The 23,738-nt window shown below is 45.0% G+C and carries 12 protein-coding genes; 9 read left to right on the forward strand and 3 right to left on the reverse strand.

The features are described from left to right. Positions 1-167: 167 nt before the first annotated feature. The 4 genes from QQL36_RS06170 (at position 168) to QQL36_RS06185 (ending at position 4,459) form a co-directional block, all read left to right on the forward strand. Complete coding sequence (locus tag QQL36_RS06170) at positions 168-683, forward strand: hypothetical protein (RefSeq protein ID WP_143708800.1); 516 nt, start codon at positions 168-170, stop codon at positions 681-683. Positions 684-859: 176 nt separating this feature from the next. Continuing rightward, positions 860-1,879: a sensor histidine kinase gene (locus QQL36_RS06175; protein ID WP_143708799.1), complete on the forward strand. Its 1,020-nt coding sequence runs from the start codon at positions 860-862 to the stop codon at positions 1,877-1,879. Continuing rightward, the gene (locus QQL36_RS06180; RefSeq protein ID WP_321569308.1) at positions 1,876-2,568 is read left to right on the forward strand and encodes a LytTR family DNA-binding domain-containing protein; all 693 of its coding nucleotides are present in this window, start codon (positions 1,876-1,878) and stop codon (positions 2,566-2,568) included. The genes QQL36_RS06175 and QQL36_RS06180 overlap by 4 nt, the downstream gene beginning before the upstream one ends. A gap of 112 nt (positions 2,569-2,680) precedes the next feature. Continuing rightward, on the forward strand, positions 2,681-4,459 hold the full coding sequence (locus tag QQL36_RS06185) for a hypothetical protein (protein ID WP_083722256.1): 1,779 nt from the start codon (positions 2,681-2,683) through the stop codon (positions 4,457-4,459). 70 nt (positions 4,460-4,529) lie between these two features. Here the strand turns inward: QQL36_RS06185 and QQL36_RS06190 are convergent, their stop codons facing one another. Then, on the reverse strand, positions 4,530-5,054 hold the full coding sequence (locus QQL36_RS06190) for a hypothetical protein (protein ID WP_321569309.1): 525 nt from the start codon (positions 5,052-5,054) through the stop codon (positions 4,530-4,532). 465 nt (positions 5,055-5,519) lie between these two features. On the opposite strand from QQL36_RS06190, the gene QQL36_RS06195 reads away from it, so the two are divergent. From QQL36_RS06195 to QQL36_RS06205, 3 genes are all read left to right on the forward strand, one after another. Then, positions 5,520-7,436 carry an SPFH domain-containing protein gene (locus QQL36_RS06195; RefSeq protein WP_083722254.1) on the forward strand — a complete coding sequence of 639 codons (1,917 nt, stop codon included), beginning with the start codon at positions 5,520-5,522 and terminating at the stop codon, positions 7,434-7,436. 192 nt (positions 7,437-7,628) lie between these two features. Continuing rightward, positions 7,629-9,104, forward strand: coding sequence for a serine hydrolase (locus QQL36_RS06200; RefSeq protein ID WP_321569310.1), 1,476 nt, complete (start codon positions 7,629-7,631; stop codon positions 9,102-9,104). Positions 9,105-9,232: 128 nt separating this feature from the next. Next, positions 9,233-11,578 (forward strand): glycoside hydrolase family 3 C-terminal domain-containing protein, encoded by a 2,346-nt coding sequence (locus tag QQL36_RS06205; protein ID WP_321569311.1) that lies wholly within the window; start codon positions 9,233-9,235, stop codon positions 11,576-11,578. A gap of 68 nt (positions 11,579-11,646) precedes the next feature. Here QQL36_RS06205 and QQL36_RS06210 read toward each other — a convergent pair whose 3' ends face one another. Together QQL36_RS06210 and QQL36_RS06215 are read right to left on the reverse strand one after the other, a co-directional pair. Further along, the gene (locus tag QQL36_RS06210; RefSeq protein WP_321569312.1) at positions 11,647-12,897 is read right to left on the reverse strand and encodes a sensor histidine kinase; all 1,251 of its coding nucleotides are present in this window, start codon (positions 12,895-12,897) and stop codon (positions 11,647-11,649) included. A 60-nt stretch (positions 12,898-12,957) separates the two neighbouring features. After that, entirely contained in the window at positions 12,958-19,047 is a 6,090-nt protein-coding gene (locus tag QQL36_RS06215; protein WP_179091058.1) for a HAMP domain-containing protein, read from the reverse strand. 165 nt (positions 19,048-19,212) lie between these two features. Here QQL36_RS06215 and QQL36_RS06220 point away from each other — a divergent pair, with 165 nt between their 5' ends. Continuing rightward, positions 19,213-19,629, forward strand: coding sequence for a response regulator (locus QQL36_RS06220; protein ID WP_083722250.1), 417 nt, complete (start codon positions 19,213-19,215; stop codon positions 19,627-19,629). A gap of 96 nt (positions 19,630-19,725) precedes the next feature. Beyond that, entirely contained in the window at positions 19,726-23,712 is a 3,987-nt protein-coding gene (locus QQL36_RS06225) for a DEAD/DEAH box helicase (protein ID WP_321569313.1), read from the forward strand. Positions 23,713-23,738: the final 26 nt, after the last annotated feature.

A 23,738-nucleotide genomic window follows, 5' to 3' on the forward strand; every position in this document is an offset into this window, starting at 1 on the left:
TGTGCACCGCAGTATTGTGTATAACTTAAGAGGTTTTGCAAATACAGCGAACTTAAAGTAGATGCCGTCAACACCTGCTGATGGGCATCCGGATTATGAATTTTCTCGGTTGCATCCAGATTTTAACCGGGGTTAAGATTTTCCTTAGGGATTCATTCGAGATTTGTATGACTAAAACAACAAACAATATGATCTCTTTATCCGTACTCGGCACCATCCATACGATCATTTCGATCGTCGCTATCATTTTTGCAATTGCAGCTTTTATCCAATTTGGCAAAATTCAACCCGGCACCACCACAGGGAATTATTACTCTATTCTGACCGTATTTGCCTGTATCACCGCCTTCGGCTTATCAAAAGCAGGTGGTTTCAATCCGGGTCATGCACTGGCGATCATGATTTTACTTTTTTTAGCAATTGCTTATTGGTTGCGTCGCTCCAATCAGGCGTGGACCAAATACGTACAGACCTTTCTCATGACCACCACCTTATTATTGTCCCTCATTCCTGCGGTGAATGAAACACTCACCAGGATACCATTGGGACACCCACTCGCCACCGACATCACCTCACCGGCTATCACCAAAACCCTCATGGGGTTATTGATTCTATATGTGATCGCCCTCATCATTCAAACCTTGTTCATTCGTAAAATGCAGACGGCTACCCACAAAGAGTAGCCGCGAATCAGGCATTAGAATGGCGTTCTTTTTCCTTATATCAAAGGTGTCCATTCCTGCTCTCTTTACCCAATTTATTCAACCATCAGGGTTATATTTTCAATAGTTCATTGAATAAAGTACCCGGATGGTTGAATTGAGCGAGGCAAAAGAGCAGGATTTGGTATTTTTATTATGTGGAACGAGTTATTTTCAATTTCAACCTGCGGCAATTGCAGTGGCTGGGCTGGGGCCTCATCTGCATTTTCCTGTTTACCTCGCTGCTGTCCATGAATACATGGCAACATGCGACTTTTTTCTCCCTTTACTATACCAGCTTTTACGCCATCGTGATCTATACAGACATGCTGGTGCTACAACCACATTTGTATAAACAGGGCAAAAAACCGCTGTACGTATTCGCTGTCATCTTTTTCATCCTGGTAATAGGTACTATCCGATCCTATGGAAGTTGGTATTTTTACAATTATTACTTTACCGAAAAACCGGAAGAAAAATTTAGCCCGGACATGATCGTGAGCTCTGTCATGGGTATGACCATCGTATACTTTATGGGCTTTCCCATCAGAATGACCATGGCCTACTTTAAACTCCGCAAGCAAACTGCCTCGTTGCTACTTGAAAAGAGTCAGGCAGAACTGAACCTCCTGAAATCCAAAGTACAACCACACTTTCTCTTCAATACCCTAAACAATATTTATTACGAAGCTTACCTTGAAGCTCCCCGCACCGCCCTGCTCATTGAAAAACTGGCAGAAATGATGCGCTACTTTATGGAAGAAAGTCCCCGGGAAAAAGTGATGCTGGAAACGGAAGTCCGGTTCATCGAAAACTACATCGGTCTGGAACGGATCCGGGTGCGTCACGACATTCAACTCGACTTTAATATGGAATACGACGGACAACTGATGATCCCTCCCATGCTCCTCATCACCTTTGTCGAGAATATTTTCAAACATGGAATTGACAAATGTGCCAATGAAAACAAAATCAGTATCTCCCTGACCACTAACAGTGAACACCTGCTGTTTGAAGCCGTCAACCACATCCCTGATTATCAAAGCGCTGTCAAAGCCGGTCTGGGGTTAAAAAACCTGACACACAGGCTGGATATTCTGTATGGCCATAAAGCCCAACTGGTATGTGGATCCAAAGATGGTACCTACACCGCCTCCTTAAAAATCCCACTTATATGAAACTGAACTGCATCATCACCGACGACGAGCCCAATGCCGTCAGTCTGCTGGAAGTCCTCATTTGCCAAACCACCGACTGGCAGATTGTGGCCAAATGTTTTAACGGACTGGAAGCCCTGCAGGCGGTAAAACAGCATAAAACAGATCTCATCTTCCTGGATATCAACATGCCCCTGCTGGATGGCATGTCACTGGCGGCATTACTGCCCGCTGGTATCAAGATCGTATTTACCACCGCTTACTCCGAATTTGCGGCAGACAGTTACAACTACTCTGCCATCGACTATTTACTAAAGCCCATCACCCTGAAAAGGTTCCTCGACGCTCAAAAAAAGATCGAAGCCGCCTTTGAGAACGGGAAAAGTGTCGTGGATAACGGGTATTTCTTTGCCAAAACCGGCAAAACCATCAAAAAAGTGCCTATTCACGACATCCTCTATGCCGAAAGTGAGAAAGAATATGTAAAACTGGTGCTGGAAAAAGAAAACATCCTCCTCTACCGCCGGCTCAAGGAAATTGAAGAGATGCTGGCGCTGCCCTTCCTCCGCATTCATCACTCGTTTATTATTAACCTGGATCACCTGCAGCAAATTCAGGATAACCACGTTTACATAGGGGATAAGCGCATCCCGATAAGTGACAAGTACAACGAAGCATTTTGGGAGGTCATCAATAGAAAAAAGATCTAAGTGGCAACACCTAAAAAACCTGCATAAAATCAGTAGAAAAGGCTGAGCTACATCAGTAACAAGACTGCTCACGGTCAGGAATCTAAAACGAATATCTGGTGAACTTTACCTAATGAACACTACGACGTTGCACCACTTCCATATCCCAGTACTCGGTCTGGGGTATACCATAGACACGCCAGCCAAAGTGGCGAGATTCGGGATCTCGTCAGTTATATCGATCACCGACGATGTTGTGATAGAGAGTATGCGGGCACATTATTCAAAACTTTTAGACCATCCTTACGAACCTATCAGCGAGCGCGCAGAAGACCACAGAGCCAGAAGAATAACAGGTTACCTTGACCTGATCCACGAAATGGTGGAACGCCAGATGACCATTTTACGCGAATTGCCTTTCTTTGAAGATAACGAACTGAGTAAATATTTCGAACTACTTCCAGACGATGTTCCCGTAAAACAACTGTACCTAAAAATGCTGGATGGTGAGCCTGTAGACCAGGATTACCTGCGTAGTCAGCTGGTAGCAGGTGCGATTGATGTGAACATCATGTGTAAGGTTGATAATTTGCGTACAGATGCGAATGGTGATTTGTTGCCAGAAAAATATTCTGATGCAATTGCTGCATTGAGGGGTTTTGCCGATAGTAAACTGAGCAGCTCTGTCGTATTGTCTGCAGGCTATAATCCACGCCTATACAACTATGTAGAGCAGCTGGCAGATTTCCTGCCTGACGAAAATGGGCAGCTGAAGAAAAAGATCATTCTGAAAGTGAGCGACTATCGCTCTGCACTCATACAAGGTAAACTGTTTGCCAAGAAAGGCGTTTGGATCTCTGAATTCAGAATTGAGTCAGGGTTGAACTGTGGCGGACACGCTTTTGCCACCGACGGTTTACTACTCGGACCTATTCTGGAAGAGTTCAGAACCAAGAGAGCTGATTTAGCTGCTGAGCTATTTGCGTTGTGCAGCAATGCAAAACACTATCCCGTACAGCCTCCACAACTGATCACCGTGCAGGGTGGTATTGGTACTGCCAATGAACAGGAGTTCCTTTTAGAATATTATTCCATGGATGCTACAGGTTGGGGCAGCCCATTCCTGTTAGTACCGGAAGCAACGAACGTAGATACTGAAACGCTTCAACTACTGGCTACTGCCCAGAAAGAAGACTACTATGTAAGTGATGCATCTCCACTGGGTGTGCCTTTCAACAACCTCCGCAGAACTTCGGCTGAAAAGCAACTGGAAACCAGGATTGAGAAAAAAAGACCGGGTAGCCCTTGCTATAAAAAATTCCTGGTGACAGATACGACTTTTACTAAGAATCCTATCTGTACCGCATCCAGAGAATTTCAAAACCTGAAACTCAAAGAACTGGAAGCACAGAACCTGAGTGGTGAGGAATACAAAGAAGCGTTTGAAAAGATAGTGGTAAAAGACTGTCTCTGTGAAGGTTTGACAAGTTCTGTACTGATCAATAACGGATTACCATTATCACATAACCTGAATGCAGTGACGATATGCCCTGGACCTAACCTGGCGTATTTTTCAGGCATCTTCTCGCTGACAGAAATGGTAAATCATATATACGGCAGGGTGAATTTGCTGAATAAAATTTACCGTCCGAATATGTTTATCAATGAGCTGCATCTTTATATGGATTATTTCAAAAAGAAATTAGCAACAAGCAGTTCATTGACAGCGCAGCAGGTAAAATCATTACAAACATTCAAGAAGAACCTGCTGAGTGGCATTGAATACTACAAACAACTGGCAGAGCAATTGAAGAAGGAAAGCAACGAATACATCGCACAAATGCGGGCAGAATTAGATCATGCGGTAATGACGTTGAATTTGCCCAGCTTCAATCCATGTCCAACAGTTTAGTATACAGGCATGCAACGGCCTACGATATACCACAATTAAAGACACTGGCAATTGCTGCCTGGTTAGATCTTTAGTCAATACGCATTGCCAGCAGGGCATTTCTGGAACTCTCAATGAAAGAGGTATCTGCATCGGGGGAACGCTTTTCGAACAAAAGTGTCAGTGTACGTCCTTTTCTCACCGTGGATGCCTCCACTGTCTGCAAGTAGAAAGAGTCCTGCTGGAAATTGCTCCCATAGATATAAAATTGATTACCATTGATATTCATAGTGGTATCAATGAGTAGTTGTTCATGCCTTGAAAATAACTGGTGAATAGCTGCTGCTGTATCGTGTATCTTGTCGATAGATAGATATACAGTGAGCCGGTCACTATTATTCAAAGGCAATGTTTTAGGCTGATAGCGGTACATAAGGTAGTCTTTCCCCATTTCATAATGAACAAAGGAAAATGCAGTATCGTACTGCGAAGGCAATTGGATGGTGATGACACCTACACTATCTCCTAAAGGGATTTTTCTGCCTTCCGGCAAATAAGCTGATTGTTTGCAGGCGAAAGCCATGCACAAAGGCATTACGAACATGTAAGTTTTCATAGGTTTAGGATATTATCTGGCCACTGTTCAAAAATATTTTTTCGCAGTGTGCTCATTAAAAATAACGTATTTTTTGATGGTAGTGGTATGTTTTCGAGGCATACTACCTTCAAAAAACACATATTTTTTTATGCCCTCTTCACAATTTCAGGCACTCCTTTCTTAAAAAGTTATTTTCCAATAATTTGCAGTTGTATATGATTTGTTAAAACTTTTTTGGAATTCAAAAAATAGTTATAACCTTTGTATGGTAATAATATTTACAATGTATAACAAGCCCGCAAATTGCAATTTTCGTAATCTGCACTATCTAATCTTCACAATTTTCAATACTTCCCCACCAGTATTTTAATTAAAGCATTATAGCTATTACGACTGTGCGCACGCGCAAAATTCACAGGTATTGGGACATACCTGACATGGACTCCTATTTCATATACTCAAATACATAAACCAACAACTTTTATGCAAACAACTGATGTAATCAGGTGGCTGATGCTGCTTGGCATCCCCGTACTATGCCTTGTATTGTACCGTTTCATTCTCCGCGTATTCTTTGGCCTTGTGATCGTACCCGAAGATAAAATAGGACTAGTCACCAAAAAATTCGTACTGGTGGGTAAACAGGAACTCCCCGAAGGCCGCATTCTGGCCACTAACGGAGAAGCTGGTTTTCAGGCCCAAACACTTGCCCCAGGTGTGTACTTCTGGAAATGGTTCTGGCAGTACGATGTTAAGTTCCAGGCTTTCACTGTGATCCCTACAGGTAAGATCGGACTCGTATTAGCAAAAGATGGTGCAGAGCTGCAACCCGGCGCTATCCTGGCCCGCCGCGTAGATTGCGATGCTTTCCAGAATGCAGAAACGTTCCTGAAAAGTGGTGGTCAGAAAGGTCGTCAAACGGCGATTATGACACCCGGTTCTTATCGTATCAACACCTTCATCTTTGAAGTGGAAATCACCGATATGGTGAATGTACCTGACAATGCGGTGGGTATTGTCACTACAATGGAAGGTAAGGCGATTGAAAACGGTCAGATCGCAGGTAAGATTATAGAAGGTCACAGAAACTTCCAGGATGCGGATGCTTTCCTTGAAAAGGGCGGCTACAAAGGATTACAGGAACAGGTGATCCTCTCTGGTTCTTACTTTATGAACCCATGGTTTGCAAAGGTAGAGATGCGTACCATGACTGAAATTCCTATCAGCCATGTGGGTGTTGTGATCTCTTATGTAGGTAACGAAGGTGAAGACCTGAGTGGTACCGATTTCAAACACGGTAACATTGTAGGTAAAAACTACAAAGGTGTATGGGCAGAACCATTAGGCCCCGGTAAGTATCCTATCAATACTTACATCATGAAGGTCGAATATGTACCTACTACCAACCTGGTACTGAACTGGGCGAGTGCCCGCAGTGAGGCCCACCAGCTGGATAAAAACCTCTCTACCATTACCGTGCGTAGTAAGGATGGTTTTACATTCAACCTCGACGTGGCACAGATCATTCATATCCCTGCCAGCGAAGCACCTAAGGTAATTGCCCGCTTTGGTAACATGAGTAACCTGGTCACTCAGGTACTGGAACCTACCATCGGCAACTACTTCCGTAACTCTGCGCAGGACGCTGAAGTGATCGACTTCCTGAAGAGCCGTAAGGAAAGACAGGAATCTGCGAAACTGCACATCGGCCGTGTGTTGGAACAATACAACGTATTCGGTGTAGATACACTGATCGGTGATATCGTTCCTCCTGAAAGCCTGATGAAAACACTGACGGATCGTAAGATCGCTGAAGAACAAAAGGTGACTTATGAAACACAGATGCGTGCACAGGAAACCAGACAGGTACTGGAAAAAGAAACCGCTATCGCAGAGATACAGAAAGATATCGTTAAAGCAGATCAGGGCGTATTGATTGCGGAAAGAATTGCAGATGCTTCTGTAAAGAAAGCAACAGGTGATGCAAACAGTGTACGCCTGCAAGCCAATGCAGAAGCGGATCGTATGAAACTGCTGGCAAGTGGTGAAGCAGAAAAAGTAAGAGTGCTGGCAAAAGCAGAAGCTGAAAGAACGGAATTAACGGCAAGAGCAGAAGCTGAAAAAATATCCTTAACAGGTAATGCAGAAGCTGAAAAGATCCTGGCGATTGGTAAATCAAGCGCTGAGTCTTATAAGCTGGCGGTGGAAGCTATGGGTGGTAACAACTTCACACAATTGAAAGTGATGGAAGCGATCGGTGAACAGCATATTAAGATTATGCCTGACATACTGATCGGTGGTGGTGGCGATGGCAACAATGGTCCTATTAGCGGACTGCTGGGTCTGAAGCTGCTGGAACAATTAGGTGAAAAGAATAATCAACAACTACCTAAAGAATAAACCGGTCCTGCATCCTTTGTTATCCCTATCCTTGTAACCTGAGAGGCCGTATCATAATCCAGATACGGTCTCTTTTAATTAGGGCACCAAATCCTCTTCCCCTTTTTTATCCCACATTCAAGTGGTTTAATCACATTTAAAATCTGGTGCAATCTGGCTGGATTAATATTGTCCTATCAAAATTGTACTGACATGAAATCCATTTTAATAACCACCCTGCTCAGCTCCAGTCTATCATTGTCTGCGCAAGACTTTCAGCTACTCAATGGCAATATATTGATGGCCCAAAAAGGGAAAGTCATTCACAGTCTTTCATATGGCTATGCCGATATGCCGTCGCGTACGCCGAATACTTTGGAAACACCATTTAACCTTGCTTCTATATCAAAGACATTTACAGCTACCGCCATTCTTCAGCTGATGGAAAAGGGGAAGTTAAACCTGGATGATTCTTTCCAGCAATACTTCCCTGACTTTCCATATCCCTACATTACGATCAGACACTTGCTCACACACACTTCCGGCTTACCTGATATCGAGTTGTTTGAACCATTGATCAAACAATATCCTGATACGATTGTAACCAGTCATATACTCATTGATCAGCTAAAGGCTGCACACAGAACACTTGCATTCAAACCGGGTGAAGCGTTTCGCTATTGCAATAATGGATTTGTATTATTAGGTCTGCTGGTAGAACAGATCAGTCATGAACCATTTGATGCCTATTTAACAAAACACATTTTTAACCCCGCACACATGTATGAAACATTTGTTTATGATCCTACTCAAAACAAACTGCCCACACAGGTCACAAAACATGCGTATGAAAGTTTTGCGATCGATACCTTTTCAAGAACAGGTGATTTAAAAAGATACCGGTATACAGACTATAACAATGACGCAGCAATTGGTGCATCCAACATCATCACGACGGTAAATGACATGTTATTATTTGACAAAGCATTCTTTCGTTATAAGTTACTCAGTCCTGCTACTGTACAACTTGCGCTCACACCTGTGAAATTGAAAAATGGAACTATTTACAGCGAAAAGGTAATGGATACCATGCAGGGTGACGGTACAGGTTCTTACGGCTTAGGCTGGGAATTATTTGATCAACCCGGCTATGGCAAAGGAGCAGGGCATGGTGGTTTCAAATTCGGGCTCGCTACTTTCTACTACCACAACCTCGATAAAAACCAAACGATCATTGCTTTTGACAACACTGCGGCTCCTTCTTTTGGTGCGATCGTCACCAATGCATTGCATATGTTAAACAATGAGCCACCGAAAAAAATCGATAATAAAAAATCATTGGCCAGAATATATGTAACTACCTTAGTCAAAGAAGGTGCTGATGCCGCTGCTACACAATTATCCCTGCTGAAAACTGACACTGCTCACTACTATCTGAGTGAGTGGGAACTGAACAAGGCAGGGTATGAGCAGCTTTATGATTACTACCGGATCGATGCAGCTCTGGAGATCTTTAAACTCAACTGTCTGCTATTTCCACTTAGTTTCAATACCTACGATAGTTATGGAGAAGCACTGAACAAGGCGGGTAAACGAAACGAAGCTATTGCCCTCTACGAGCGTTCCATCCAGATCAATCCGAATAATGAAGATGGCATGCGGGAGCTAAAAAAGATCAAAGCCCGTTAATAATTTATCACTCTGGGAGAAGATAAAATCACTTTAAAAATTATTTAAAAACTAACCCCTATACTTGTTATTTTTAGGACTCGCAATTCATCTAAATGAATGATTGTCAATAAATTTAACAGGTAACGATGAAAATCAGACAACGAATTATCATGCTTGGGGTACTGTTGCTGGCCGTTGGTCAGGCTGGTGCACAGACCTACAAAAATGCGAAAGCACCGGTTGAAGCAAGGGTGAAAGATCTGCTGCAACGGATGACGCTGGAAGAAAAAGTCGGGCAGCTGAATACACTGCTCGGTTGGCCTATGTACGAAAAGAAAGGTGATGCTGTAGGTATAAGTGAAACGTTCAAAGAAGAGATATCCAAAAGACATATCGGTAGTTTCTGGGCTACGCTCAGAGCCGATCCATGGACACAAAAGACCCTGGAAACAGGTCTGAGCCCTCGCCAGAGTGCTGAAGCCACCAATGCCATGCAGAAATATATGATGGAAAATACCCGCCTGGGTATTCCATTGATCCTGGCAGAAGAATGTCCGCATGGGCATATGGCAATTGGTACCACCGTATTCTCTACTTCTATCGGACAGGCAAGTACCTGGGATCCTGCTCTGATACAGGAAATGGCAAGTGCTATTGCTGTAGAAGCACGTGTACAGGGTGCACACATTGGCTATGGTCCTGTATTGGACCTGGTGCGTGAACCAAGATGGTCACGCCTGGAAGAGACTTATGGCGAAGACCCCTACCTGATTGGCCAGATGGGTATTGCCATGGTAAAAGGTTTCCAGGGCAGCAATATCAACAGTGGTAAAAACATTATTTCTACCCTGAAGCATTTTACTGCCTACGGTTCTCCTGAAGGTGGGCACAATGGTGGTATTGCACTTACTGGTCAGCGAGAACTGTATATGTCCTACCTGCCTCCGTTCAGAGATGCGATCAAAGCAGGTGCACTCTCTATCATGGCATCTTACAACTCTATAGATGGTATTCCTTGCAGTGCCAATGCTTTCCTGCTGAAGGATGTGCTGGTGAAAGACTGGGGATTCAAAGGCTATACAGTTTCCGATCTGCATGGTATTCCAAGTATGAATTCAAACCATCGTGTAGCAGCTGATATAGAACAGGCAGCAGCGATGAGCATCAATGCAGGTCTGGACAATGACCTGGGCGGTGCAGCCTATGGCGATGCACTGATCAAAGCAGTAAAGGATAAACTGGCGACAATGGCCACCATTGATTCTGCAACAGCACATGTGCTGCGCGTGAAATTCAAAATGGGGCTGTTCGAAAATCCATATGTAGATCCGGCAGCTGTTGATAAAGCAGTAGCCACTCCTGCGCATATTGCACTGTCTAAAAAGGTAGCACTGGAATCAATTGTTTTATTGAAGAATGAAAACAACCTGCTGCCACTGAGCAAGTCAATTAAGAATTTAGCCGTTATCGGGCCGAATGCAGACAATATCTACAACCAGTTGGGGGATTATACCGCTCCGCAGCCGGAAGAGAAAATTGTGACCGTTTTAGAGGGTATTAAAGCGAAGTTAGGAACAGGTACCAATGTGACTTATGTGAAAGGTTGTGCCATTCGTGATACTGCCAATGATAATATCGCTGCTGCGGTTGCTGCTGCAAAGGGTGCGGATGCAGTCGTGCTGGTATTAGGTGGTTCCAGTGCACGTGATTTCAAAACTTCTTATCAGGCTACGGGTGCGGCTGAAGTAAAATCAGGCGAAAACGCTGTGAGTGATATGGAAAGTGGTGAAGGGTATGACAGGGTGAGTCTGGATCTGATGGGTTTACAGAATAAATTGCTGAAAAGCCTGGCTGCAACCGGCAAACCGATTGTACTGGTATTAATTGAAGGCCGTCCTTTGAATATCACATGGGCTGCTGACAATGTACCTGCTATTCTGAATGCATGGTATCCTGGTCAGGAAGGTGGGCATGCGGTAGCAGATGTATTGTTTGGCGATTACAATCCTGCCGGACGTTTGCCAGTGTCTATTCCTAAATCTGTAGGCCAGCTGCCGGTGTATTATAACTATAAGAATGCTTCAAGACATGATTATGTTGAGATGACTTTTAAGCCACAATATAGCTTTGGATATGGTTTGAGCTACACTACTTTTGATTATGAGAACCTGCAGGTAAGTGTGTATGGAAAGAAAGTAGCGGTAAAGTTTATTGTGAAGAATACTGGTAAGGTAGAAGGAGATGAGGTAGCACAGCTGTATGTAAGAGATGATTATAGCTCTGTGGTGACAGCGAATGAACAGCTGAAACGCTTCCAGCGCGTGCATTTGAAGGCAGGGGAGTCTAAGGAAATTAGTTTTGAACTGAATCCCGAAGATCTGCAATTGCTGAATGCGCAGAATAAGTGGGTAGTGGAGCCAGGAACGTTTAGTGTGATGGTAGGAGGTAGTAGTGATGATGTGAAATTGAATGGTAGTTTTACTATAAAATAAAATGCGGTTCAAAATCTTTTGCCTCCGGCAAAAGGTTTTGAACCGCCGGGAGCCGCTGCTGCGGGGGCTTATAGCGCCTGCGGCAGCGGTTCTCTCTGTTTTACCGGTATACCTATTACGAATGTCGCTCCTTGTTCCAATTCCCCTGAAGCAGTAATAAAACCATTATGCTGCTCCATGATCTTCTTACAAATAGACAACCCAATACCCGTACCTTCTATCTCATGGTAACTATGCAGTCGCTTAAACACGATGAAGATATCTTCTGCATACTGGCTCTCAAAACCAATTCCATTATCTGTGATATAGATCTTATACAGGTGATTCGTCGCATCTTCCGGCGATTCTTTCTGCGCATAGATATGTACTTCCGGCGTCACATCTTTCTTCCTGAACTTCAACGCATTGCTGATTAAATTATAAAACAGCTGCCGCATCAGGGTTGGGATCACATGTATAGACGGTAATGGATCAATCTTAATAATCGCATTGTTCTGCTGAATTTTTATCTCCAGTTCGTTCAATGCATCTTTCACTATTTCATTCAGATCAGAGTCAATAAAGTCTCCACCCTGTATAGAATGACGGGAGAAACGGAGTAAGTCGCTGACCAATTGTTGCATGCGGATAGTGGCGTTCGTGATTTTCATCACATACTTATTCACTTCTTCGCTGCTGCTTTTTTTCTGAATGATCATATCGCCGAACACCCTGATCTTACGGAGCGGCTCCTGCAAATCATGCGATGCGATATAAGCAAATCTATCCAGTTCAGCATTCACCGCTTTGAGGTGAATATTGTTTTGCAGCAATTGCTTGTTCAGATCTAATACTCTCAGCTCAGAAGCTTCTCTTTCCTCTATTTCCTTCTGTAGGGAAGCATTGGCATTCAGTAGTTTTTGTTCCTGTGCGATGAGTGATTGTGTCTTTCTATACAACTCTACAAACAGGCCTACCTTGATACGCAACAACTCCGGGTTAATTGGCTTATAGATGAAATCGACAGCACCCGCCTTATAACCTTTGAAGATCACTTCTTCTTCGTGACTATGGGCAGTGATGAAGATGATCGGAATATCTTTTAGCTTCTCACGCTGATAAATGAAAGTGGCTGTTTCAAAACCGTTCATATCAGGCATCTGCACATCCATCAGGATCAGGGAGAAATCAAATTCTTTAAGCAGGATCTTCAATGCAGCCCTTCCAGAGTTTGCTTTGACGATGATGTAGCTTTCCCTTTCCAATATGGATTCTATTGACAAAAGATTATCCGGTCGGTCATCAACTACTAATATTTTTATGACATCGTGGTGCTGCACCTATTCAATTTTTTCGGAATGAATATAAATTAATATATTTATCGATATAAAGTATTTACATTAACGGTATAACCACACTCTCATCAACGATAACAGCTGATCTATCTTCAATGGTTTTGTGATATAATCAGATGCGCCGGCTTCCAGACATTTCTCTCTATCCCCCTTCATCGCCTTCGCTGTCACTGCTATGATCGGCAATGCACTGTTCTTATGTTCCCTGCGAATTTTCTGCATCGTCTCATATCCATCCATTTCCGGCATCATGATATCCATCAGCACAATGTCGATCTGGTTATTCTCGCTGAGAATACTCATCGCCTCTTTCCCACTTTCTGCCGTAATAGTATTGATATGGAAACGCTCAAATGCTGTAGTCAGGGCAAACAAGTTACGTACATCATCATCGACTACCAGTACATTCTTATGGATTAACACATCTTTCTGAGAACGCAGATCTTCGATTAGCTTTTTCTTTTCAGGTAATAATGCCTGGTGGTTCAGGTGCAACTGCATGATCGTTTCTTCCAGCAACAAATCCAATGAGTTAACGCCCTTTAGCAATATTTTATTGGCATATTGCTTCAGTTTGGATTTTTCATTGTTGGAAAAGTCCCGCGCAGAATATACAATGACAGGTGTAGCATTGTACCTGTTCACGGTATTTAATCCAGCCACAAAGTCTGCACCATCTATATCCGGCAACATATAATCTGCGATGATACAATCATAATTATTTTGATTGATGGCATCAAGGGCCGATTTTCCATTATCTACAAATTCCATTTCTATCAGCTCTCCATTGTCCAGGATACGGGCTATCTGTGATGCATCCGGCTCATTGTCTTCTACCACCAATACTCTCTTCGTCTTGCGCTCATGCTGATCGATGATACTGCTGAAGAGAATATTCAGCGCTTCTGTTTTTAATGGCTTCAGGTTGAAGCTACGTGCCCCACGGTGCATGGCCAGCAACCTGTTTTCTTCACCAGATATCAGGTGGATAGGAATATGCCGCAGGTTAATGTCGTTTTTAAACAGGTCAAGCACCCTCCATCCGCTGGCATCCGGCAACTTCACATCCAGTGTCACAGCGATTGGATTGAACTTGTTTGTGAGGTCGAACACTTCGCCAAAACTGGTGGCCACCACTACTTTTAGCCCCATCTCATGCGCCTTTTCCTGCATGATCTTCGCAAAGCGTACATCATCTTCCACGATCAGTACTACCTTGTCGGTGTCCATAATATGCGTTCTGTCGTCGCCTATCTCATTGATAATCTCATTCAGACCCTCCAGGTCTTTGGTTTCGCTCACCGTACGACTTGGTATCATCGGTGGTTCATATGGCTGCGGCAAGGTGTATTCACCCACCGTCAGACTACTTTGCTTCTCTTTTCTGATCACGGATGGATTATAGTCAAGTGGCAGGAAGAGGGTGAAGGTGCTACCCTTACCAGCTTCACTCATCAATTCAATTGAACCACCCAACAGGTCTGCCAGACCACGGCTGATACTCAATCCCAGACCGGTACCGCCATATTTACGGCTGGTAGACCCCTCTGCCTGCTGGAAGGCTTCGAAGATGATATTTTGTTTGTCTTTGGAAATACCGATACCTGTATCCCTGATTTCAAATGCCACCACTTTAGTCGCACTTTCCAGGCTGTCATTTTGTTGTTTCCAGTTGTGACGCGCTTCGTAAATACGGAGGCGGACTTCCCCTTTTTCTGTAAACTTAAATGCATTGGAGAGCAGGTTCTTCAGGATCTGGTTCAGACGCTGTACGTCGGTTTCCAGTGTTTGTGGCAACTGATCATCCATCTCTATTCTGAAACGCAGATTCTTGCTTTCAGAGATATGCTTGAAGGTCGTTTCCACAAATCCAATCACCTCATTGAAGCGAACTTTGATAAAGTCGGTAGAGATATAACCGGATTCGATCTTAGACAGATCGAGGATATCGTTGATCAGTTGGATCAGGTCATCCCCACAACTATGAATGGTCTTGGCGTAGCGCACCTGTTTTTCATTCAGGTTACCATCATGGTTTTCGTATAATTGCTGGGCCAGAATGAGCAGTGAGTTCAGCGGTGTACGCAGCTCATGCGACATATTGGCCAGGAATTCTGATTTGTATTTGGAAGTCAGCTGTAGCTGCTCTGCTTTTTCTTCCAGCGAGCGACGGGCTTCTTCCACCTCCTTGTTCTTGTCTTCCACTTCGTCCTTTTGTTTTACCAGCAGGTGGGCTTTATCCTGCAGCTCTTCATTGGTACGTCTCAACTCATCTGCCAATGACTGGGATTGCGCCAGCAGGTCTTCTGTACGGGAGTTGGCTTCGATGGTGTTCAATACGATACCAATAGATTCTGTGAGCTGACTGAGGAAGTCAAGGTGTGTTTCACCAAAGGCATCGAAGCTGGCCAGTTCTATCACCGCCTTGATCTCTGTTTCAAAGAGCACCGGCAGTACGATCAGGTTCATTGGCGCAGCTTCACCAAGGCCAGAGCTGATCTTGATATAATTAGAAGGTACGTTTGTGAGTAAGATTCGTTCTTTGTCGAGGGCTACCTGTCCTACCAAACCTTGTCCCAGTGAGAATTCGCGGCTGATGCTTTCTTCTTCGCCATATGCATAGGAAGCGAACAGTTTGAGTTTTGGATTTTCCAGGTTCTCTTCCTGTTCCAGTATGTAGAACATCCCTTTCTGTGCACGTACCACCCGCGCGAGTTCTGAGAGAATGCGGCGGGTCACGGTATTGAGATCTTTCTGACCTTGCAGCATCTGTGTGAACTGTGCAAGGTTCGATTTTAGCCAGTCCTGCTCCTGGTTACGAAGCGTAGTTTGTTTCAGGTTGGCGATCATCTGGTTGATGGTATCTTTCAGTTCTTCCACCTCGCCTTTCGCTTCTACGCGGATCATCTGGGTCAGGTCACCTTTCGTTACCGCAGAGGCTACGGCAGAAATTGCACGTACCTGCGTAGTGAGGTTTTCTGCCAGCTGGTTCACGTTTTCCGTCAGGTTTTTCCAGATACCAGATGCACCCGGCACACTTGCCTGACCGCCCAAACGCCCTTCCACACCTACTTCGCGGGCAACCGTAGTTACCTGGTCGGCAAAGAGAGCGAGGGTATCGATCATTTCATTGATGGTGTCCGTCAGTTGTGCTACCTCACCCCGCGACACGATGGAGAGTTTTTGCTTCAGGTTACCCGTTGCTACGGCGGTTACTACTTTGGCAATACCTCGTACCTGGTTGGTAAGGTTAGAGGCCATCATGTTTACAGAGTCGGTGAGATCCTTCCAGGTACCACCCACACCCTGTACTTCTGCCTGACCACCCAGTTTACCTTCCGTACCCACTTCACGCGCCACACGCGTTACCTCTACAGAGAAGGAGTTCAGCTGGTCCACCATCGTATTGATGGTATTTTTCAGATCAAGGATCTCTCCTTTTACATCGATCGTTACTTTTTTGGTAAGGTCACCAGAAGCCACGGCTTTCGTTACTTCGGCGATGTTACGCACCTGCGAGGTAAGGTTACCCGTCATCTGGTTTACAGAATCGGTCAGATCTTTCCAGGTACCAGCTACCCCCGGTACGAATGCCTGACCACCCAGTTTACCATCAGTACCTACCTCACGTGCCACACGCGTTACCTCAGAGGCAAAAGCACGAAGCTGGTCCACCATCGTATTGAGGGTTTCTTTCAGCTGGAGAATTTCTCCGCGTACATCCACCGTGATTTTGCGGCTCATGTCACCATTTGCCACGGCAATAGCCACATCGGCGATGTTACGTACCTGTGCCGTAAGGTTACCCGCCATCTGGTTTACAGAATCGGTCAGATCTTTCCAGGTACCACCTACACCCGGTACATTTGCCTGACCACCCAGTTTACCTTCAGTACCTACCTCACGTGCCACACGCGTTACCTCAGAGGCAAAGGCGCGCAGCTGTTCCACCATGGTGTTGATGGTATTTTTCAGTTCAAGGATCTCTCCTTTTACATCTACTTCAATTTTGCGGGAAAGGTCTCCATTCGCCACCGCAGTCGTTACTTCCGCGATGTTACGTACCTGGGAGGTCAGGTTAGAGGCCATGATATTTACAGAGTCGGTCAGATCTTTCCACAAACCTTCTACACCTGGTACGTCTGCCTGACCACCCAGTTTACCTTCAGAACCTACTTCGCGCGCCACCCTGAATACCTCACTACCAAAGGCGTTCAGCTGGTCCACCATCGTGTTGATGGTATTTTTCAGTTCAAGAATTTCTCCTTTTACATCCACCGTGATTTTGCGGGAGAGGTCTCCTTTTGCCACGGCAGTCGTTACTTCGGCGATGTTTCGCACCTGTGCTGTCAGGTTAGAACCCATCTGGTTTACTGATTCGGTCAGGTCTTTCCATGTACCACCCACACCCTGTACTTTTGCCTGACCACCCAGTTTACCTTCCGTACCTACTTCCAGCGCCACACGCGTTACCTCGGAGGCGAAGGAGTTCAGCTGATCCACCATCGTGTTGATGGTCTTCTTCAGTTCCAGTATTTCTCCTGCCACATCCACCGTGATCTTTTTGGAAAGGTCACCGTTTGCCACGGCAGTCGTTACTTCGGCAATGTTACGTACCTGACCGGTCAGGTTAGAAGCCATCTGGTTTACAGAGTCGGTAAGGTCTTTCCATGTACCGCCCACACCCTGTACTTTTGCCTGACCACCCAGTTTACCTTCCGTACCTACTTCCAGCGCCACACGCGTTACCTCAGAGGCGAAGGAGTTCAGCTGATCCACCATCGTATTGATGGTGTTTTTCAACTCAAGGATCTCTCCTTTTACATCCACCGTAATCTTGCGGGAAAGGTCACCTTTCGCCACGGCGGTAGTTACTTCAGCAATATTTCGCACCTGAGCTGTCAGGTTAGAACCCATCTGGTTTACCGATTCGGTCAGGTCTTTCCATACACCACCTACGCCTTTCACAGTGGCCAGACCACCCAGTTTACCTTCAGAACCTACTTCACGCGCCACACGCGTTACCTCGGCAGAGAAGGAGTTCAGCTGGTCCACCATCGTATTGATCGTGTTTTTCAACTCAAGGATCTCTCCTTTTACATCCACGGTAATTTTGCGGGAGAGGTCACCTCTCGCTACAGCGGTGGTCACTTCCGCAATGTTTCGCACCTGACCTGTCAGGTTCGAAGCCATTTGGTTTACAGAGTCAGTGAGGTCTTTCCATGTACCGGCTACCCCTTTTACTTCTGCCTGACCACCCAGTTTACCATCTGTACCTACCTCACGCGCCACACGGGTCACCTCGGAGGAGAAGGAGTTCAGCTGGTCCACCATGGTGTTGATGGTATCTTTCAGTTCAAGAATTTCTCCTTGTACGTCTACAGTGATTTTTTTAGAGAGGTCACCTTTCGCCACAGCGGTGGTTACTTCAGCGATATTTCGCACCTGGTCAGTGAGGTTACCTGCCATCTGGTTTACAGAGTCGGTGAGGTCTTTCCATACACCGGCTACGTCTTTTACCTTCGCCTGACCACCCAGTTTACCTTCAGAACCTACCTCACGTGCTACGCGCGTTACCTCGAGAGTGAAGAGGTTCAATTGTTTCACCATGCCATTTACCTCAGTGGCGATACGGGCAAATTCCCCCTGCAGCACGTGATCCTCAATTTGTAAGGGCATTTCCTGAGAGAGATTACCTTTTGCCACGGAGCTGATTACATGGGCAATTTCGATGGTAGGATGTACCAGATCAGAGATCAGGTTATTGATAGATACTTCTGCCATATTCCACGACCCTTTGGCAGTGCGGGGCATTTGTACCCTGTGATTCAGTTTCCCCATTTTCCCGATCGTATTCCGGGCCAGCATGAGTTCTTCCACCAATGTTTCGTTGAGGGCAATAATATCGTTGACGGTATCACAAATTTTACCGCTTAAACCAATATTATCTGCCGGCATCCGGACAGTGAAATTACCATTCTTAACTTCAGAAAGGACCTGTAACAACTGGCGCATATCCAGTTCGTCTACGACACTATCGGTCGCATGGTTGGACATTGGGGAAGACTGTGGAGCAATTTCCACATTTGTGGCAGGCAAGGGAGTGGCGGCAGAATTCTTCTTCCGGGTGTTCATGCTGAAGGTATTAGCGACTTTATACTTATATATGCTAAAAAATTATCTTTAATGCGTGCCCAATCAATGATTTAAAAACAAAAGAAGGTTTGTTCCAGGTAATCATACATTGTATGCTTTGAAATGGTAATTTAGCGTTACAGAAACGTTAAACATTACTAAAAGATGCAATTTTCAGGCCATTCGAAGCGGCTTATTCTGTTAGCAGAAGATGATATTGATGATCAGGAATTATTAGAAAATGCATTTAGTGAAATAGATCCTACCTGGCAGCTGGTGTGTATCCCTAACGGCAGAAAATTCATTAAATATCTGGAAAGTATAGAGGACAAGGAGCTTCCTGTGTTAATGATCCTGGATTATAATATTCCGGAACTAACGGGGGTTGAAATTGTAGAGGAGCTAAATGACCAGTCGAGGTATCTGGGAATTCCTAAGATCATATGGAGTACTTCAAGTAGTCCGGTATTTAAAGCACGTAGTATTGAACTGGGAGTGGTGGATTATATCACCAAACCCAGTGACCTGGCATCTTTTTTAACTATCGCAAAATATATGTTGTCATTTGTGAAAGAAGCATAAGATAGAATGATAACTCCAAAATTATTTACCCCAAAACATTCCACAACAGTTATGTCATCGCACAGGGAATGGTAGCCTTTTGCTACATTTGTACCAATGGTTGATAGCGCGCATTATCTGGATATTTATCACTCACGGAACGAGGAAACACAACTGGTAATAGACATACTAGCCGTTTACATCTACCCGGTAGATAAATACATGCTCTCAGATGCCGTGCTAAAGTTACTTGATATACCACAGGATGTAATTGCTGACATATTGGAAGAGCTCATAGCAGCGGGTATAGTGGTCAAACATGTGACCGGCAACTATTCACTCGATCCGGCCATGAGCTTTTTTTTATTCCCGGAAAAAGTAAGGCAGCCACAATACCTGCAATTAATTCAGCAGGTAAAACCCTACTCGTTTTATAGCAGCAACGCGAGGATTCAGGAACTACAGCAACTGTTGATCGCATTCTTCACAGGAGAGAAGTCGTTATTAAGAGCACCGGTGATGCGCATCAGCGGAGAGATCAATGAATATTTGCCTTATCTCTGCTATCTACTGTACTTTCCGGAATACAAGCCTTTATTGCAGCTGTTTGAAACTGATAGTGTTCAGGTCATTTATCAGGCGGCCATCAATCTGCAACTGCAAAATTTGTCGCCGGTTTCAATACTGGCATCAGCCCCGCCGATTATTAACTGGAATGTGTTGGAAGGTGCTATGAAACCTTCTGACGATCCGTTTTCACAGGCAGTGATTGCGCTCTATGACCAACAACCGGATGCTGCGTTTCTTTTATTTGAGCAAGGCATCAAACAGCAACCTAAAACCGATCGTAAACACATAGTACCGCTATCGCCGGTACTATCCTTTATATACGTCTTCAACCTGACCTTACTCCCTGATTCCCGATCATTTCCCCTGATCACGAAAATCGTGACCTTCTACGAGAAGAAGCTGAGAGCAGACATTACCCCTGCTATCAGTTTACTCCATTTCCATCAGGGCAGAAAAGAAAAAGCAGAAAACATGCTGCTGATCCTATTACAGGGCAATCATGGAAACCTGATCAGTTACCTGGCATTGATCTGCCTACAGATCTACCTGCCTGCCAGTAAATTGCTGAAGACCTACAAAGATCTCAGCACACAATTACTGTATAAAGGCATTCAAAATCACTACCGGTTCCTTACTTACGAATACCTCTACCTGTTTAAAGATGAGGGCTTTCGTAAGAAAGAAGATGCCTACCTTGAAGCGGCATCCGTCATCGGCAAAAAACCATTGCTCTCCCAGCTGAAAAGAACTGCGGAGTGGGAAAGGCTGTTGAAATTACTCTCTATACCGGAAGCACAGCAAGCGGAAAAACCACAGCAGACAACACGTATTGCTTATCTTGTAGAACCCACTACCAAAGAGATCCAGGTCATTCTCCAATCCTTTAACGATACCTCCGGGTGGAGCAGAGGCCGACCTGTGGACATGAAAAGGTTCAGGGAAGGGGTGATACCCGGTATGACGCCACAGGATGTACGAATAGGAGACTGCCTGATCAAACAAAGTTTCTATACTTACGGCTCGGACGATTATGTGTTTGAAGACAGGGTGTGGCCGGAAATGGCCGGGCATCCTTACCTCTTCATGGCCCATGATCCCGATATCTCGTTAGATATCGTAAAAGGAGAGCCAGAGCTGCTGGTCAATAAAACAGGTAAGGGATTTACTTTTGATAGTAACCTCCCCACCACCGATTTATCAAAAGAGATCATCTTCATCAGAGAATCTGAAACAAGACTGAAAGTATTCAGGTTGACGCCTAAACAACGTACCCTCTTACAAACTATTCAACAGATTCCCGTCGTACCTGCCGATGGCAAAGAACAATTGCTCACCGCCTTACAGCAAATAGGCGCACACATTACCGTACACGCCAATCTGGAAGGTACTTCCCTCAATATTCAGCAACGTAAAGGCGATACCCGCATCACAGTTCAGTTACAACCTACTGCTGATGCACTGAAGGCATCCTTCTTTGTAAAACCTTTTGGTGCAGACCCTCCCTATTGCAAACCGGGAGAAGGTGCAGCCCACATTATAGGTGTGATGAATGGGGAACGCTGTCAGGCTACCCGCGATCTGGAAGAGGAGAAAGCGAACTATGCCCGTTTACTGGAACTTATCCAACAGGCAGTGGCACAGGAAATAGAAGATGATCACATTATCTTCTCCGATCCCAGAGATTGCCTGCAACTACTTGAAGTGATTCACGAAAACCCTGAACTGGCTATTTCAGAATGGCCGGAAGGTGAAAAACTGCGCATCCGCAAGGTTGTCACTACCCGTAGAATGACACTGACAGTAAAATCGAACCGTAAGTGGCTCGAATGTCAGGGAGAACTGAAGGTAGATGAAGACATGGTACTGTCGCTGAAAGAATTGCTGGATAATACCGTACAACATAGAAGCCGTTTCATTCCACTAAGGAATGGCAGTTATCTGGCACTCACCAAAAAGCTCTACCGACAGTTACAGGAAATCAACAGCTTTGCCACCGCTGACCACGAGTCTTTGAAAATCCAGCCTATGGCTGCCCATATGCTGGATGAGATGCTGGAAGATGCGGGTAGCGTGGAAACGGATGCCGCTTTCAAAGCACAAAAGCAGCGATGGAAAGAAATCATATCAGTTACGCCTGCTATTCCGGAAGCTTTGCAGGCAACCCTGCGTCCTTATCAGGAAGATGGTTTCCGCTGGATGGTACGATTAGCGAATCTGGGTGCCGGCGCTTGTCTGGCAGATGATATGGGTTTGGGGAAAACCATTCAGGCTATCACCTTATTGCTCCACAGAGGAGCAGAAGGCCCTGCTTTAGTCGTATGCCCGGCCTCTGTATTACCTAACTGGATCAATGAGATCAATCGTTTTGCCCCCTCTTTAAGAGTGGTCGTGCTGCATGCAGGAGGAGACAGAAAAGAGTTGTTAGCTGCTGCAGGAGGTTTCTCTGTGGTCATCATCACCTATGGGTTGTTGCTCTCAGAGAGAGCAATACTCACTGCTATTGAGTGGGATACCGTGATCCTGGACGAAGCACATGCCATCAAAAACTACCAGACCAGAACAGCAAAAGCTGCCATGGCACTACAAGTACATTTCCGGTTAATACTCACGGGTACCCCTATCCAGAATAACCTGAATGAGATATGGAGTCTTTTCCATTTCATCAATCCAGGGCTGTTGGGTACACTCAAGCATTTTACCAGACAATTCACCACACCAGTTGTATATAATCCAGATAGCACCGTCAAGGTTCACCTGAAAAAACTGATCGCTCCTTACATGTTGCGCAGAACAAAAGGCGCAGTGCTGGATGAATTGCCGGAAAAAACGGAGATCGTCAAACTTATCCCTTTATCTCACGATGAAAGGGCTTTTTATGAAGCGATCCGTCTCAAGGCTATTGAAAACATCCGTAAGTATAGGGTCAGCGACAGCAAGCAACACCTGAATACCCTGACCGAAATAGGCAAACTTCGTATGGCAGCCTGCCACCCACAGATGTTGCATACGGAAGTGAATATCCCTTCTTCCAAACTGGCCACCTGTCTCGAAATTGTGGAAGAACTCATTTCCAATAAACACAGGGCGCTGGTATTTAGTCAGTTTGTACGCCACCTGGAACTGGTAAAACGAGCACTGGATGACAAAGGGATTTCCTACCTTTATCTGGATGGAGCAACGTCTATTCCTGACAGGGAAGAACGGGTGAAACAATTTCAGAGTGGCACCGCAGATCTCTTCCTCATTAGTCTCAAAGCTGGTGGGCTGGGACTCAACCTCACCGCAGCAGATTATGTCATTCACCTGGACCCATGGTGGAACCCGGCGATAGAAGAGCAAGCTTCAGATCGTGCTTACAGAATGGGGCAGACAAAACCTGTGACCATCTACCGACTTGTGATGCAGGATACAATTGAAGAAAAGATCATTTCCCTGCATCGGAATAAACGTGATCTGGCAGATCAATTGCTGGCAGGCAGCGATATTTCAGGTAAGCTTTCCACCGAAGAACTGATTGCTCTCATCGTGAAATAATTTGAGCTATATTGTATTTGAATCAC

The sequence above is a fragment of the Chitinophaga sp. LS1 genome, from assembly GCF_034274695.1.
Taxonomy (GTDB): Bacteria; Bacteroidota; Bacteroidia; order Chitinophagales; family Chitinophagaceae; genus Chitinophaga.